Origin of the sequence: Paenibacillus glucanolyticus (assembly GCF_037333485.1) — a bacterium.
GTDB lineage: Bacteria > Bacillota > Bacilli > Paenibacillales > Paenibacillaceae > Paenibacillus_AQ > Paenibacillus_AQ glucanolyticus.
Genome location: NZ_CP147845.1, coordinates 3,972,909 through 3,989,155, shown reverse-complemented (window position 1 = coordinate 3,989,155; position 16,247 = coordinate 3,972,909). Strand labels below are relative to the sequence as shown.

At 48.3% G+C, this 16,247-nt stretch carries 14 protein-coding genes and 1 pseudogene; 14 read left to right on the top strand and 1 reads right to left on the bottom strand.

Going from position 1 to position 16,247, the window contains the following annotated elements; translation table 11 throughout:
- Nucleotides 1-51 precede the first annotated feature (51 nt).
- From WDY75_RS18680 to WDY75_RS18640, 9 genes are all read left to right on the top strand, one after another.
- Complete coding sequence (locus tag WDY75_RS18680; RefSeq protein ID WP_036638118.1) at nucleotides 52-1,011, top strand: ABC transporter permease; 960 nt, start codon at nucleotides 52-54, stop codon at nucleotides 1,009-1,011.
- Between the two features lie 15 nt (nucleotides 1,012-1,026).
- Nucleotides 1,027-1,908: a carbohydrate ABC transporter permease gene (locus tag WDY75_RS18675; protein ID WP_006209762.1), complete on the top strand. Its 882-nt coding sequence runs from the start codon at nucleotides 1,027-1,029 to the stop codon at nucleotides 1,906-1,908.
- 15 nt (nucleotides 1,909-1,923) lie between these two features.
- Nucleotides 1,924-3,051 (top strand): glycoside hydrolase family 88 protein, encoded by a 1,128-nt coding sequence (locus WDY75_RS18670; protein WP_063479282.1) that lies wholly within the window; start codon nucleotides 1,924-1,926, stop codon nucleotides 3,049-3,051.
- Between the two features lie 171 nt (nucleotides 3,052-3,222).
- Entirely contained in the window at nucleotides 3,223-3,861 is a 639-nt protein-coding gene (locus WDY75_RS18665) for a copper resistance protein CopC (RefSeq protein ID WP_063479283.1), read from the top strand.
- Complete coding sequence (locus tag WDY75_RS18660; protein WP_063479284.1) at nucleotides 3,861-4,949, top strand: copper resistance D family protein; 1,089 nt, start codon at nucleotides 3,861-3,863, stop codon at nucleotides 4,947-4,949. Before WDY75_RS18665 ends, WDY75_RS18660 begins: the two co-directional genes overlap by 1 nt.
- Before the next feature lie 167 nt (nucleotides 4,950-5,116).
- Nucleotides 5,117-5,545, top strand: coding sequence for a GNAT family N-acetyltransferase (locus WDY75_RS18655; protein WP_063479285.1), 429 nt, complete (start codon nucleotides 5,117-5,119; stop codon nucleotides 5,543-5,545).
- Nucleotides 5,546-5,584: 39 nt separating this feature from the next.
- Nucleotides 5,585-7,297, top strand: a complete 1,713-nt coding sequence (locus tag WDY75_RS18650; protein ID WP_082834335.1) for a GAF domain-containing sensor histidine kinase — start codon at nucleotides 5,585-5,587, stop codon at nucleotides 7,295-7,297.
- The gene (locus tag WDY75_RS18645; protein ID WP_006209768.1) at nucleotides 7,294-7,935 is read left to right on the top strand and encodes a response regulator; all 642 of its coding nucleotides are present in this window, start codon (nucleotides 7,294-7,296) and stop codon (nucleotides 7,933-7,935) included. The genes WDY75_RS18650 and WDY75_RS18645 overlap by 4 nt, the downstream gene beginning before the upstream one ends.
- Nucleotides 7,936-8,079: 144 nt before the next feature.
- Nucleotides 8,080-8,898 carry an NmrA family NAD(P)-binding protein gene (locus WDY75_RS18640; protein ID WP_063479286.1) on the top strand — a complete coding sequence of 273 codons (819 nt, stop codon included), beginning with the start codon at nucleotides 8,080-8,082 and terminating at the stop codon, nucleotides 8,896-8,898.
- 30 nt (nucleotides 8,899-8,928) lie between these two features.
- Here the strand turns inward: WDY75_RS18640 and WDY75_RS18635 are convergent, their stop codons facing one another.
- Nucleotides 8,929-9,801, bottom strand: a complete 873-nt coding sequence (locus tag WDY75_RS18635; RefSeq protein WP_231888050.1) for an AraC family transcriptional regulator — start codon at nucleotides 9,799-9,801, stop codon at nucleotides 8,929-8,931.
- A 193-nt stretch (nucleotides 9,802-9,994) separates the two neighbouring features.
- Between WDY75_RS18635 and WDY75_RS18630 the strand changes: the two genes are divergently transcribed.
- From WDY75_RS18630 to WDY75_RS18610, 5 genes and pseudogenes are all read left to right on the top strand, one after another.
- On the top strand, nucleotides 9,995-12,676 hold the full coding sequence (locus WDY75_RS18630; protein ID WP_063479287.1) for an alpha-L-rhamnosidase: 2,682 nt from the start codon (nucleotides 9,995-9,997) through the stop codon (nucleotides 12,674-12,676).
- A 147-nt stretch (nucleotides 12,677-12,823) separates the two neighbouring features.
- A pseudogene (locus WDY75_RS18625) lies at nucleotides 12,824-12,952 on the top strand (ABC transporter ATP-binding protein); the annotation flags it as partial.
- Nucleotides 12,953-13,561: 609 nt separating this feature from the next.
- Nucleotides 13,562-13,984, top strand: coding sequence for a cell wall hydrolase (locus WDY75_RS18620; protein ID WP_006209773.1), 423 nt, complete (start codon nucleotides 13,562-13,564; stop codon nucleotides 13,982-13,984).
- A gap of 56 nt (nucleotides 13,985-14,040) precedes the next feature.
- Nucleotides 14,041-14,475, top strand: coding sequence for a spore coat protein GerQ (gene gerQ, locus WDY75_RS18615; protein WP_006209774.1), 435 nt, complete (start codon nucleotides 14,041-14,043; stop codon nucleotides 14,473-14,475).
- Between the two features lie 438 nt (nucleotides 14,476-14,913).
- A complete protein-coding gene (locus tag WDY75_RS18610) occupies nucleotides 14,914-16,233 on the top strand; it encodes a hemolysin family protein (RefSeq protein ID WP_063479288.1) in 1,320 nt (439 codons plus the stop codon).
- The last annotated feature ends 14 nt before the right edge of the window (nucleotides 16,234-16,247 follow it).

Genomic DNA, 16,247 nt, shown 5'->3' with positions numbered 1-16,247 from the left:
CAGATTTCTCCCTTCCGGCGTGTTCGATCTTGTATCAGAGGAGGGCATTCGGTGCAGCTGAAGGAAGAGACCAACCGCGTTGTCATACGGAATAAACCAGATAGCTTCAAAATAAGAGTTGCAAAGGATTTTCGCCGGAATTCCATGATCTACCTGATGCTGCTTCCGGTTGTGGCATTTTATGCCGTGTTTCATTACGGTCCGCTGTACGGGCTGCAGATTGCGTTCAAAAACTTCTCGGCAGGACTTGGAATATGGCACAGCCCTTGGGTCGGCTTTCAGCATTTCAGCGACTTCTTTAACGGTTTTTTCTTTGAACGGGTCGTATCCAATACGATTATCCTGGGCGCGTACGACCTGATATTTGTGTTTCCCGCCTCGATTGTGCTGGCGTTGCTGCTGAACGAGGTGCGGCATCGGGTATTTAAACGGACCGTGCAGTCCATTACGTATATCCCTCATTTTATTTCTGTGGTAGTTGTTGTCGGCATGCTGGTGGATTTTTTGTCCGTTGACGGATTGATCAATCAATTAGTGACGTATTTCGGTGGAAAACCGATTTCCTTCATGCGTTTGCCTGAATGGTTCCGAACGATATATACCTCGTCTGCCATCTGGCAGGGGATTGGCTGGGGCTCCATAATTTATCTTGCAGCCATCTCGAACATCGATCCATCCTTGTATGAAGCAGCGAAGGTAGACGGTGCCGGACGGTGGAAGCAGATGCTGCAGATTACACTGCCAGGCATCCTGCCAACGGTTATCATTTTGCTGATCCTGCGGATTGGTTCATTTATGGCGCTTCAGGACGAGAAGATATTGATTATGTATAATCCGGTTATTTATGAGACTGCGGACGTTATCGGCACTTACGTCTACCGCAAGGGGATTCTGGAGGCGAGTTACAGCTTCAGTGCGGCCGTCGGCATGTTTAATTCCCTCATTAACTTTATTCTGCTCATTGGAGCCAATTATCTCAGCAAACGCTTTACCGATACGAAGCTGTGGTAGGAAAGGGGGCCATCTATGCGAACTTCAAAATCAATCAGTGAGGTCATATTTGATGCGGCGAATGTGATTCTTCTATGTTTGCTGTCAATCGTAACGCTGTACCCGTTTCTATATGTATTGTTTGCTTCGATCAGTACGCCTGCCGAGTTCGTTCAGCATCGGGGAATCCTGCTGTGGCCCAAGGGGTTCTCGCTGGATTCCTACCGGATGGTATTTGAGAATCCGAACATCATTCGCAGTTATCTGAACACAATCTTTTATGTAGCGGTCGGAACGACGCTGAACATTCTGATGACGGCTCTTGGAGCCTATGGTCTATCCAGAAAAAACGTCATGTGGAAAAGCACCATTATGATGCTGATTGTCATGACGATGTTTTTCGACGGAGGGCTTATTCCGAAATACCTGTTAATGAAAAACATCGGCCTGCTGGATACGTACTGGGCACTGATTATTCCAAGCGCCATGACAACATGGAACTTGATTATTATGCGAACCGCTTTTCAAGGGGTCCCCGATGCGTTGGAGGAATCCGCGCGGATTGACGGCGCCAACGACTGGACGATTCTGTTCCGGATCATCATTCCGCTGTCGCTGCCGGTCATTGCGGTTATGGTACTCTTTTACGGAGTGTGGCACTGGAATAAATGGTTTGATGCACTCATCTATTTAAGGGACCGGAACTTGTTCCCGCTGCAGCTGATTCTGCGCGAGATTCTGATTCAGAACGACACCAACAGCATGATGACCTCAGTAGGCGGAGGAGACCGGATGCCGGTGGGCGAAACGATCAAATACGCAACAATTATGGTGGCTACGCTGCCGATTTTGTTCCTGTACCCTTTTTTGCAGAAATATTTCGTGAAGGGCGTTATGATCGGAGCCATCAAAGAATAGGAGGAATGTAAAATCATGTGGGAACAAGCCATTCAGGATGCGATCCAAAAGATCAAGAGCAATATGAGCCGATATCCGAAGAAATTTCCGCATATCACGGCGGAGAAGCGTTACGAGTGGGGGGAGAGCAATGACTGGATCGAGGGGTTCTACACCGGAATGATCTGGCTGAGTTATGAATATACAAAGGAACCGTTGTTTAAGGAGACGGCACTAGCGCACTTGGAGGATTATAAGCTGCGCTTACAGGAGAAGCGGCATCTGGATCATCATGACATCGGGTTCCTCTACCTGCCGTCTGCATTAGCGGCGTGGATCGTGGACGAGCATGAAGAGGGCAAACAGCTCGCTCTGAAAGCTGCCGACCATCTGATGCTGCGCTGGCGGGAGGAAGGACAGTATATTCAGGCATGGGGCCGGAAGGGGGACGAGAAGAACGGAGGACGCATCATCATCGATTGCATGATGAATATTCCGCTGCTGTACTGGGCCTATAACCAAACCGGAGATGAGCGATACCGGATTGTGGCTGTGGCGCATGCGGATAAGAGCCGCAGGTATTTAATGCGAGGGGACGACTCCTCGTATCATACGTTCTACTTCAATCCGTCGGATGGAACTCCCATCGGAGGCGGGACGCATCAGGGGTATCACGACGGCTCCACCTGGACGCGCGGTCAGGCTTGGGCGATCTACGGGTTTGCGCTGTCATACCGTTATACCCGTGATGCGAAGTACTTGGATACGGCTATACGAGCGGCACGCTTTTTTATCAGCCATCTGCCGGAGGATAACGTTGCTTATTGGGATTTCGATGTTCCGGTTGAAGCGGATACACCTCGCGACAGCTCCGCATCTGCGATTGCAGCATGCGGCATGCTGGAAATATTGGAGCATCTGGAGAATGAAGATGGCAATAAAGGGCTATTGACAGATGCGGTCGAACGGTCGATGACCTCCCTGGCAAGCCGATATTCTACTCTTGGAGAGGAAGGGGAAGAAGGCTTGATCAAGCACGGTTCCTATTATGTCAGAGGTGGAATGGGACCGGACGATTATATGATCTGGGGCGACTATTATTATCTTGAAGCACTGCTGCGGCTGACCCAGAGGATACCGGGTTATTGGTATGAGAGAGAATAGGTAGATCAGCTATTTGGAACATTGAGGGGATGTCGCGTCATATGCGGCATGCCCTTTTTGTGTAAAATATTTGAAAATCATTGTTCACAATATACTCATTGGCATTGTCGAAATGACTTTGTTATGATGAGGAAGATTCAAATTTGAGATAATGGTTTGGAGGAGATATACGTGTTGAAACATGTGAAAACTTCAGTTTTGCTGACCTTGGGTCTGCTGCTTGTGCTGGTGTTCCCGACAGCAACATGGGCCCATTCCAAGCTGGAAACCAGTACGCCTGCCGCGGATGCCAAGCTGACGGAAAGCGTCAAGGAAGTCAGTCTAACCTTTAATGAAAATATCGATGAAAACTTGAGTACGGTCAAGATTAAAAATGCGCAAGGCGAGTCGGTAGAAGTGTCGGAGGTAAAAGTAACCCAGAGTACGCTGCTGGGTACGCTGGCAGCACCTCTTCCATCCGGTTCTTACACGGTAGAATGGAAGATTGTTGGCGGTGATGGACATCCTGTTGACGGGACGTATGCCTTCGAGGTAGAAGTGCCGGAAGCGGAGACTGCGCCGGAAACACCGCCTGCCGATACCGAAGACACGCCTGCGGATGCCGGTGATGCGCAGGATGAAGGAACACCTGCTGATGACACGGCAGTTGACAACACCGATCAGACCGCGACTGAGGGTCAGCAAGCTGAGAACACTCCGGCTGCCGAATCATCTGAAGGTGGCGGATCTGCTATTTGGATCGCTATTATAGTCATCGTGGCATTTGTCGCAGGATATTTTGGAATTCGAGCATCGCGGAAGAGAAAATAATGTCTTACTACTGGTTAAGTGAACCGTTCTTATATTTAGCTTATGCCGTTCTGGCAGGTATCACGGTGCTGTCCCTGGTGCCAAAAGCATATAAACCTGAAATTTCCTTGCCAGCCTGGCTGGGTCCGGTTTCAGCTGTGGCCATTATGGTGTGCGGCTTCGTCCCTCTGCTGCAGATTATGATGTTCTTCAAGGATGATATTGGGTTCTGGCAGTCCTTTAACAGTATTATGTTCAAGTTCAGTGAAGGCGAACGTTATGCCTGGATCCTGGTCCTCTCGATACTGCTGGCGGTCTTGACCATCATCGTCCGCCGAAATTCAGGCACGGTATTACGCTGGCTTATGCCGGTTGCCTTGCTGGGTATTGCAGCAGCCATGTCCTCGTTTAACCACGCAGCGTCCTTATTCGAAAGCGCAGGGCAGCTTGCATTTTTTGGCCATTTTACAGCGATGGCCATTTGGACGGGAACTTTGCTGATTACAGGGTGGTTCAGTACGGATCCAGAGCGCTGGGGTGCATTTCTGAGATGGTTTCATCCAGCAGCAATCGTCTGCGTTGTCATCGTGATCGGATCAGGTTTGTTCCTGATGACGGCGGTGACGCCGGATCCCGTGAACAGCTGGACGTTATCCTACGGACAGGCCTTGCTTGTCAAGCACATTCTGATCCTGCCGCTGCTGGTCTTCGCCTTTGTTAACGGTCATCTGGTTAAGCGCAAGCTTCGCCATGACGCAAGCTATCAACCGACGGCATGGGCGCGAAGCGAGAGCATTCTCATCTGGTTGATATATATTGCAACGGGGTATATGAACCAGCAGCCGGCCCCGCATGATGTCACAGATACGCTGGCATCCTACGGTCCTGCTTCAACCTTTGTCTGGTTCCATCCCGGGTTTACGATCGGTGAACTGGCATTTACATGGAGCTGGATAGGGATTCTTAGCCTGTGTATCGGGCTTGTCCTCTTGTGGAATGTCGTGAATGTATTTCGCAGGAACCGCGCGGCTGCCGGCGGACTCTTAAGTGGGTTAGGCGCTGTTGTGCTGATATACTGCGGTCTGATGTTCTCGGTTAATGCAGGCTGAACAAGCCGAGTGATTTGGAATTGAAAAAGGTTCTTGCTGTGTTTGCAGCAAGGACCCTTTTTTTGATACCCCAAAGTATATAAAAGGCTGGAGAAGGTGGTATACTGGAGGAACAACATAGCATATTTTTCCATATTTTAAAAGGATGATAATGGAGGATACATAGAATGGATATTCACAAACAGGTTCGCATGGCATCTCATTCCGATGCTTCCGTTCTGGTTCAATTGAATGAGGAATTTAATGAAGCTCTAATGCCGCAGGAGGATGTGGAGCGAAGCTTGAAACAGGCGCACGAGATTGTGGCGATTGCTTATTTGAATGATGTTCCTGTGGGATTTGCCTGTGCGCAGTCCTTTCAGTCCTTCTGTTACCCTGAGCTTATGGGCGAAATTACGGAGATGTATGTTCAGGAGCGGGCGAGAAGACAGGGGCTGGCAGGAATGCTTATCGCACACCTGGAGGAACAGCTGGTTGAGCGTGGAGTGAAGACGGTTAAGGTGCTAACAGGTCACGACAACGATCAGGCGATCGGAGCTTATGCGAAGTCGGGTTATATTCAGGAAGATGAGGTTATGCTCGAGAAACGGCTTTAAAGAATCTAGGGTAATTTCATTTTTAGGAATGGAGTGGAGGTGAGTCTGATACTGTGTGATAAAGATCAGTATGTTGAAGAATTGATGATTCTAAAGACCATTGCAGAAACTCTGAATGAGAGCAACGACATGAAGCAAATGCTTCAGACGACGCTTGAACGGCTGCTGGAGTTAACCCATCTTGAGACAGGCTGGATTTTTCTGGTTGGTGATAAACCGGAGTATGATAAGATGGCGGATTTCAATCTCCCTCCAGCTCTAGCCAGGGAAGATAAAAAACCGATGCGATGCGGGGACTGCTTATGTCTTCGTATGCATTGGGCTGGAAGCTTAAATGAACCTGTTACGATTATTGAATGCGAACGTTTATATAACGCAATTGAACAGAGCTGGGGAGAAACCGGCAATTTGACCCATCATGCTACAATCCCCCTGACCGTTCAAGGAAAACGATTGGGGCTGCTGAATGTAGGCTCACCGGGCAAAGAGCATTTCAGCGCGGGTGAGCTGGCACTTTTACAATCTGTTGCTTATCAGATTGGGACTGCCGTTGAGCGGACGAGGCTCTCCGAGCAGAAGGAGAAGCAAGCAGTGGATAGCATATCTCGTTTTATCGTGGATTATTATGCCAAGGCAAGCAAGGTGACAAGATACCTCTGGAAAATTAATGACATGAACAAAATGTATACGGCCATTGTGGAGCAGCTTGCTCAGTCGTTTGACTGGCCAAGTGTAGCCATGATTACGTCTGACGAAAATGATGACTTGCATCTGCGCACCTTTCGGCAGAATGGCGTGACACACAATCTTAAGGAGCTTGTTCGTAAGGGCTCTAAGAAAACGAGCAAAAAAACAGGAAGCGTACATCGTGCGTATGAGGAACAGAAGGTGGTGGTTCATGAAGGTCCGGTTCGGATACTTCCGGGCGTACAGCCTTATATGTATACCGCAGCGCTGCCCTTAAAGCATCATGAGCGTATTTTTCAAACCTATGAGATGGTGGGCGTACTCTTCATTGGTAGGGAGAACCCGTCCTTTAGTGAATTGGAGATCCAAATACTGGAGGTGCTGGCAGAGCATATCTCACTTGCGATTGAAAAGATTTGTTTATATTATGAATGGCAAGATCTGCTATTGGTCGAAGAACGGAACCGTCTGGCGCGGGATTTGCATGATTCGGTTAATCAAAAGCTATTCTCTCTATCACTGCTTGCACAAGGGGTTCGCGAGCAGACCCTGCATGAGAATTCGGATACGGCAGAAGCCATGAGTGATATTGGACAGTTGGCTCAGGAAACGCTGACCGAAATGCGGACGTTAATCTGGCAGCTGAGGCCTTCCGGGGAAGCGAAAGGGATATTGGGTTCTTTGAGGGATTATGCCGAGAAGCTTGGCATACAGCTCACGTTTCTCATGAAGGAAATTCCAGAGCTTACAAAGCAGGTGGAAGGGACGCTGTATCGAATCGGCCAGGAGGCGTTAAACAATGTCAGCAAACACGCGGGAACGAATCGCGCATGGATCAGAATGGAGAAGGTCGGTCCCCATTTATATATGAAAATTTCGGATCAAGGGCGGGGGTTTACCCCCAGTTCTTCAGAGCAGCATCACCGTTCGCTTGGGCTTACCAGCATGAAGGAGAGGGCAGCCGAGATCCAAGGAACCTTAAGCATTAGCAGTGAAGAAGGTACAGGGACAATGCTGACAGTCATGGTTCCGTTATGGACTGAGAAAGAGGTTGTAGATGCATGAAGATTAAAGTTCTCATCGTTGACGATCATCTCGTTGTATTAAGGGGCTTGCGTTATTTCTTGCAGACCCAGCCCATGATTGAAATTGTGGATCAGGCGCTGAATGGGCGCGAAGCTCTGGCTAAGGCAGAAATGCTGCAGCCTGATGTCGTATTGATGGATTTGATGATGCCGGAGATGGATGGAGTTGAAGCCACAAAACGGATCACAAGCGAATTTCCTCATATCAAGGTTATCATACTTACCAGTTTTGCCGACCGTGATTCCGTCCTGCCAGCCATCAAAGCGGGAGCCATTGGATATCAGTTGAAGGATATTGAACCCAAAGTGTTGGTAGAGACCATCGTGGCTGCCGTTAACGGGAATCGAATGCTTCATCCCCAAGTGACAAACCAGTTAATCGCTCATGTAGCAACAGACGGGGAAGCTGCCAAAGGGATTGATATTCTGACCAAGCGTGAACAGCATGTACTCGAACAAATTACAATGGGGCGGAGCAATAAAGAGATTGCGGTGGAGCTGCATATTACCGAGAAAACCGTAAAGACGCATATAACTCATATTTTAGGAAAAATGGAGGTGCAGGATCGAACCCAGGCAGCGCTGTATGCGATCAGGAACCATTGGTACGGCAAGTAAATATCAGACTATGGTCGTAGTGAGAGGTCTTATCTTTGGATAAGGCCTTTTTATAATGCTGGCATAAGACCAGCGCTGGACGTAACCCACTTCGAATTGCGGTTTAATGGAAATACAACAATCACCCATAGGGAGGGAATGAAAATGACGATTTTGGTCACAGGTGCAACCGGAAATGTAGGACGTCATGTGGTGGAAGAATTGCTTAAGGCCGGTCATAAGGTAAGGGCGCTTAGCCGCTATCCGGCTTCAGCTAAATTGCCTGCAGCTGTTGAAGTTGTCGGCGGAGATTTAAGTAATCCTAACACTCTGGTACCCGCATTAGAGGGGGTGAGCGGTCTGCATTTAATTACCACTGGAACAGGCTACGTTCCGCTTACGACAGGGAAAGAGATCATTGCAGCTGCCGAAGCAGCAGGGGTTCAGCGAGTGAGTGTATTATGGGACGGAAAGAAAGGCACGGTAGAGCATGCAGTTGAATCAAGCAATCTGGAATGGACACAGCTGCAGCCGGTTGAATACATGTCCAATGTGCTGAGCTGGAGGGAGTCGATACGAACGGAGGGGGTCGTCCGTGATCTTTATGGAGACTCGATCAGTGCATTGATACATGAAGGAGATATTGGACGGGTAGCTGCCGCAGCCCTGACGGAAGACGGTCATGCCGGTAAAATCTATACCTTAACCGGTCCCGAAGCATTATCCGTTCAAGATAAGGTTCGAATCCTCAGCGATCTTATCGGCAGAGACATTCAATTCATCCGCTTAACAGAGGAGCAGGAGCGTAAACGCATGGCGGAACTTGGAGTAGGGGAGGACATCATGGATTATGTCATCAACTGGCATATGAACCCTCCGGTCGAAGCCTACACCGTCAATCCAACAGTTGAAATCGTAACGGGCCGACCTGCCAGAACCTTTGCCGAGTGGGCGCAAGAGCATGTAAAATTGTTCAAAGTTTGAGGACTCCGTTATTAGGAGTTGGACCTCTGTTCAATCGATCCTGGTTTCACTGCGGTACTGACCCGGTGTGAGTCCGGTATTCCTTTTGAATACCGAGTTAAAGGAGTGAATGTCCTTATAACCTACCTTCTCGGCAATTGCACTGACTTTATCCGGGGTCGTTCGCAGCAACTCCCGGCTCATCCGAACACGTACGGTCTGTAAGTAATGATGCCAGCTTTGAGCGGTATACCGGCGGAACAAGCGCTGCAGATGGCGTTCGCTGAATCCGCTGATATGGGCAAGAACCGTTAGCGAAAGCTCGTGCATGTAATGTCTCTCCACGTATTGAAGAACATCTTGAAATGAATGATGTTGAAGTTCTGAAGGCTTTGTATGCAAATGCTCGATTGCCCGGCTGAATTCAATGACCAGCTGTAGAAGCAGAGTGTGCAAATAAACAGCTGACCCACGGATTGGCATGGCATTTTGTTCATAGAGGGAGTCGAACAGCTTCTCGAAACGGTCATGCTGGTCCATAATCGATTTATACCCAAGAGAGCCGTCCTGCATTCGTTGCAGAAAGGATGCTGTATCGGAATCTGAAGCAAAGGCAATCAGCTTGGACAGCAGCTGTACAGAGAATATGCAGTTGTTCACAATGAGCGGCTTCCCGTTTGCAGAAGTAGGCCGGAATACGTGGGACACGCCGAGCGGTATATAGAAAATATGGCCTTTGCGGACTCGCTGCACCGTGTTCTCCAGATGATGAAAGCCTTCACCTTCCACAATATAAGCGATTTCCAAAAAATCATGGTTATGGTATGAGCCTGAAAAATTCTCCGCATTTCGATTCACGTACATCATGGTGTCATCCCGGAAAAAGTGATCCCCATAGTAGGTTTCCATCGGTCTTTTCATCATATATGCCCCTCCTGGACCATAACGGAAGAAAGTCCGTAATACCGCATGCACTTGTCCGTTATACCCATAATATTGAGATGATGTTCACTTATAATAATAGTTGAAATAGGCACGAATGTGGAATATTACATTCCGGCAGAAGTCCTATAACCAAGGTGTGTGCCATAAATATGAAGTGAACGGAGGCTTGATTATGTTTAAGGTGACGGACTTGCGGTGTGAGTATCAGCATAACCCGATTGGTATTGGAGAGAGATGTCCTCGTATAAGCTGGAGGCTGGATTCGGATGAAAGAGCGGTCAGCCAAACCGCTTATGAGATTGAGGTTTCGAATCTTCCAAATTTTTCTGAGCCTTACTGGACCTCGGGAAAAGTGGCTTCATCACAATCGGTTCATGTTGAATTGGAGGAGCTGGATACAAAATCTTGTAAGCGCTATAACTATCGCGTGCGCCTGTGGAATCAAGACGGGGAATTATCGGAATGGTCAGATATCGCATATTGGGAGACCGGTAAGCTGGAAGGGGAGCAGTGGGCAGGGAAATGGATATCTGCACCCTTATCGTTGCTGCCCACCGACTCCCCGCATCTGCCGCTCCTCCGCAAAAGCTTCCGGCTGAATTCCTCCGTCAGGCAGGCACGAATATACGCAACGGCATTAGGGCTATATGAGCTGGAGCTTAACGGGCAGCGGGTGGGAGATCGTTATTTCACGCCTGGCTGGACCAGTTATGAGCATACGATTCAGACGCAAACCTATGATGTAACGGACATGTTAAGAACGGAACAGAATGCGATTGGAGCATGGCTCGGAAATGGGTGGTACAAAGGGCAATTGGGCTGGCAGGAGAAGGGTGCCATCTATGGAGATCGACTAGCCTTGCTGTTAGAACTGCATATAACATACACGGATGGGAGCGAGGAGCTGATCACAACAGATTCAAGCTGGCAGTCAGCCAAAGGTCCGATTGTAATGTCAGAGATCTATCACGGCGAAACCTATGACGCCCGCCTGGAATTCGAGGATTTCAGCACACCGGATTATATGTCTCGCGATTGGCATGGAGTGGAATCGCTGGAGCATGGTTATGACATGTTGAAGCCTCAGATTAACGGACCTGTAAGAGCAATCCAAACGGTACGGCCAACTGAGTGGCTGGTTACGCCTAAAGGCGAGATGGTCATTGATTTTGGACAAAACCTGGTTGGATGGGTCCGTTTCAGTCTTACGGGGACAGAAGGCGCTGTGGTGACACTGGAACATGCCGAAATATTGGATAGCGAGGGGAATTTCTATACCGAGAATCTCCGAACAGCTAAACAAACCATCGGGTACACATTAAAGGGTGATGGCAAAGAAACCTATGAACCTCATTTTACATTCCAGGGCTTTCGGTATGTTCGATTATCCGGATTCACGGAGGAGCAGTTGGATCATGAAGCTTTTGAAGCCGTTGTGGTTCATTCGGATTTTGAAGAGACGGGGACCTTTGAGTGCTCCGAACCCTTGGTGAATCAATTGCAGAGCAACATCAGATGGGGGCTTAAGGGGAATTTCCTCGATGTACCCACGGATTGTCCGCAGCGTGACGAGCGTTTAGGCTGGACAGGAGATGCGCAGATGTTTATTCAGACAGCATCCTATCTGTCCAATGTGGCCCCGTTTTTTACCAAATGGTTATCCGACTTGGCTGCAGAACAGCGTGACGATGGGGCGGTTCCCTTCGTTGTTCCTCATGTGCTCGGCAAGGAAGACTTCGCTTCGGCCGCTTGGGGGGATGCAGCGGTTATATGTCCCTGGACGATCTATGTGAGTTACGGTGATCAGCGAATATTGGAACGGCAATATGAGAGCATGAAGCGCTGGGTTGCCTACATTCAAGGCCAAGGGGAGAATGAATATCTGTGGAATACCGGCTTCCATTTTGGAGATTGGCTGGGACTGGATGCGAAATCGGGTGACTACGTAGGTGCCACAGAGCGGGATTTGATCGCATCGGCGTTTTATGCCTATTCGGTTGAATTGTTGCGGAGGACCGCAGTAGTATTGGGCCAAAAAGAGGATGCGGCCCTGTATTCCAAACTGAAGGAGCAGGTGGTAGCCGCGTTTCGCAGGGAATTCGTGACCCCATCCGGACGCCTTGCGGCATCGACACAGACCGCGCATGTGCTTGCACTTATGTTCGGATTGCTGGATGAAGCGGCAGAGAAACGGGCAGCAGCCCGTCTTTACACTCTGCTGGAAGAGAGCAAGTTTCACTTGACGACAGGGTTTGTGGGCACTCCTTACATTAGTCATGTGTTAAGTCAGCAGGGCATGCATGACGCAGCTTATAAGCTGCTGCTCCAGCAGGACTATCCTTCATGGCTATATCCGGTCACCAAGGGCGCCACAACGATATGGGAGCATTGGGACGGCATTAAGGAAGATGGCAGCTTCTGGAGTCGCGACATGAATTCGTTTAATCATTATGCGTACGGTGCGATCGGCGATTGGCTGTATCGAACGGTTGCCGGAATCCAGACGGTGGAGGAAGCGCCGGGTTATAAACGAATCGTGATTGCTCCCGTGCCTGGCGAGGGATTGACGTGGGCAGCAGGAACGATCGATACGATGTATGGAAGGGTCCGGTCGTATTGGAGATTGGGCAATGCTGGGGACTTCCAGCTGGAGATAACCATTCCGCCCAATACAACAGCGGAAATCCGTCTGCCTGGTATTTTTGACGGAACGAGGGTAACGGAAGGCGATGGGACGCCACTGCTTGAAGCCAAGGGCATTCATTCCACTTCCGATGGCAAAGCCGGCGTTGTGATTCAAGCAGGATCTGGTCATTATCATTTCTGTTATAAATTCACCGGTCATTCCAGTTAGGGATGAATAAAAGTATGAATCTAAAGCTCTGTACCGCGCTGGATTGCGGCACAGAGCTTTTTCTGTTCAGGAATAAATCATAGGATAGAGGATTAGGAAGTATGATACCCATAATGATATTAACAAAGGATGGGATCTGGATAGGGGACTAGCGGTCAAGTTATCGTTGACGGGAAATCTATCTTCGATATGAAGGACGATGAACTGACGGTCTTTCGGAGAAGGAAGATCGGGTTTATATTTCAACACTACAATCTGGTCCCGATTCTGAATATCCCTAAGGGAAAAAGGTCTATGCAGCATATTTAGATAGCGGAGTGCTTCTTTTTCATATAGGTTTAAATCTGGGGTTCGAGCTGTCTGGCAGCCATAATGATCGAGCATCTCAAGCAAGGAATTTCTACAGCCTTCCGGTCGCTTCTCAACTTCATCCATGCTGAAAGGAACATAGGCAATCCCGTGCCTCGAGCATGGTACGTACTTTGCTTTTTTCAAAGCTGAAGCGTTCACGTGTTATGGTTTCGGCATGAGCGCTAAGCCCTCGCATTCAAATCCAAGTCGGAGACGTTCATGATACACATCAATAAACAGCGAGACGTCGGAAGAATTCGTTATGCGGTGTTCCATTTCTAGTTTAGTTCCAATCAGCTCACAAAAGAACGCCTCGAACAAGCTCCAATAGGCAGCATTCGAGGCGTTCTTCGCATAGAATCGATACGATGATTATAGTATTTAAAAGCATGCAAATAAATTAGGCATAAGCCTATGACAACCTGTTGTTCACCCTCCAATGCACCATCAGAATATTTTTCTGCTGCTACTGTCACATTTATGGGCGAATGCACATACGATACAAAGTGATCTTAAGGAAGCGAGGGGAACTCTGTGGCAGTCATCAAAGCAAATTCGAATGATGTGGATCTTCTGGCAAGATTGCTCCGCGCAGAGGCAGAGGGTGAAGGCGAGCAAGGCATGCTCATGGTTGGGAATGTCGGCGTGAACCGGATACTGTCCAACTGCTTGGACTTTATGAACATCCGCAACATGAATGATATGGTGTTCCAGAACCCGGGAGGGTTTGAAGCAACACAAAAAGGCTATTTTTATCAAAGAGCCAGGGAGGCCGACCGGCGCCTAGCCCAAAGAGTTATCAATGGAGAGCGCACCTGGCCGGCAACCAATGCATTATGGTTTTTCCGTCCGGTAGGGGATTGCCCGCCTACCTGGTACAACCAGCAGAACACAGGCCGCTTTAAAGCACACTGCTTCTTCAGTCCAACATATGGCGATTGCCCGGCAGTTTATTGATCCACGTTGTACATCCGCATATTGCGGAAGATATACATTAAAGGAGGAAATTACTTATGTACTACAATCAAGGTGTGCCACCTGTGAACTTCATGAATGGAGTGCGTTATCCGGGAGTGCCTGGTCGCGGAACAGCAGGTTATACGGCCAACATTCCACCGGAGGTTCCAAGCGGAAGCCCGATCACTCCGGGAGGCACTGTAATGCCGGCCCCTCAATTCGAGCAGTCTTACGTTGAGAATATTCTCCGTTTGAACTTGGGCAAACAGGCTACCTTTTACATGACATATGAAAACAACTCGCAATGGAATGCAAAAGTGTTCACTGGCGTAATCGAAGCTGCTGGACGCGATCATATTGTCATTAGCGAACGTTCGACGGGACGCCGTATCATCCTGCTGATGGTGAACCTGGATTATGTCGTATTTGATGAGCCGCTTCATTACCAATATCCGGGTGTTATAGGCAACCCGCCGCCAACTTCAAGATAAGCCAACGGAAATACGAATAACCCTTGTTTACACCATGTAAACGGGGGTTATTTTATTTGGCTCACCAGGCTAATATTCAGCGAAATGCGATTTTTGTCCTAGGGAGATGCGGGGATTCATAGTAATCTTTTAACATTTTGAATGTTTATTCATAGAATATATGAATTCACCGGAAATGAGGGTTAATGGCTGAGAATCAAATTATAGCTTGTAACAACGCTTATTAATGTCATAAGACAACGTTTGACTGTGTATCGTAGTACTATATAATTACTTATATAGCTTGATTACGACGGAATAAGATAAGGAGATGAGACCATTGGGAAGTTGATGCGTTGTCCGAACACGTTGTTATGCTTGATGGCACCACACATTTTTAATAACCGAAGGAGGTGTTCCTATTCGTCATAGCATGCTGTATGGCGGGTAGGAGATCGATTGAGTGACCCCTTACCGAGTTGGATAAGCTTAACCTTGGTATTGTTTCTCGTCCTGCTAAATGGATTCTTTGTATCAGCTGAATTAGCTTTTGTTAAGGTAAAAAGCAGTCGGATTGACGCTTTGGTTGAAGAAGGACATAGACGTGCAAAATTTGCACAGAACATACTGAAGAATCTGGACGGATATATATCCGCTTGCCAGTTTGGTATCACCATCGTGTCCATTGGACTTGGATGGATCGGCGAAAGAACCATATCCGCCATGATCACGCCTTGGTTCAACGGCATAGGATGGAGCAATACGGCTGTTCATACCGTTTCCTTGGTGATTGCATTTATCTTGATTGCACTCATGCACATCGTATTTGGTGCCATGGCACCTAAGACGGTGGCTGTTCGCAAAGCGGAACAAATCACGCTGCTGTCGGCAGGTCCGCTGAGAATATTTTATACCATCATGTTTCCATTTATCTGGTTTGCCAACGGTCTTTCTAATAACGTTCTCCGAATATTCCGGATGAAACCTGTGGTGGAGCGCAACGTTCACACCGAGGAGGAGCTTCGGGATATGATGAAAGAGAGCAGTGAGAGTGGGATGATGGATAATACGGACATGGTATTGGTGGACAACGTTTTTGAATTTGCCGATACCACCGCTAGGGAGATCATGATCCCAAGGACAGAGATGATCTGTTTATACAATAATCTTTCATTGGAAGAAAATCTGAAAATTGCAAGCGAGGGGATGCGAACACGTTATCCGATCTGTGACGAAGACAAGGATCATATCATTGGCTTCATTCACATCAAGGATCTGATGCGCGGTTACGTCCGTGACCAGCTTTCCCTGATTCGCCCGATTATTGCTGTTCCTGAATCCATCAAGATCAGCGAGCTGCTGCGAAGAATGCAGCGGAGCAAGACGCAAATTGCCATTCTGATCGATGAATACGGCGGGACTTCAGGTCTTGTAACGCTGGAGGACATCATGGAAGAAATCGTCGGAGAAATTCAAGATGAGTTTGACGAAGAGCGTCCGGGAATTGAGAAGGTGGGGGAGGATGAATACTCCATTGATGGATTGATGCTGATTGATGAAATTAATGACCAATTTGGTCTGAATGTGGATACAGAAGACTATGATACCATCGGTGGATGGCTGTCCTCACGTCTTGAGGTGCTGCTCCCGCATAAAGGTCAGTCTATCTTGTATGAGGACTATCACTTTGTGATTGAGGAGACCGAGAATAAACGAATCTCGCGCATTCGTCTGATCAGGCAAGAGCAGCAGCTGCTTCAGGAAGAAGCAGGCGCGTGAACTGGATATTAGAA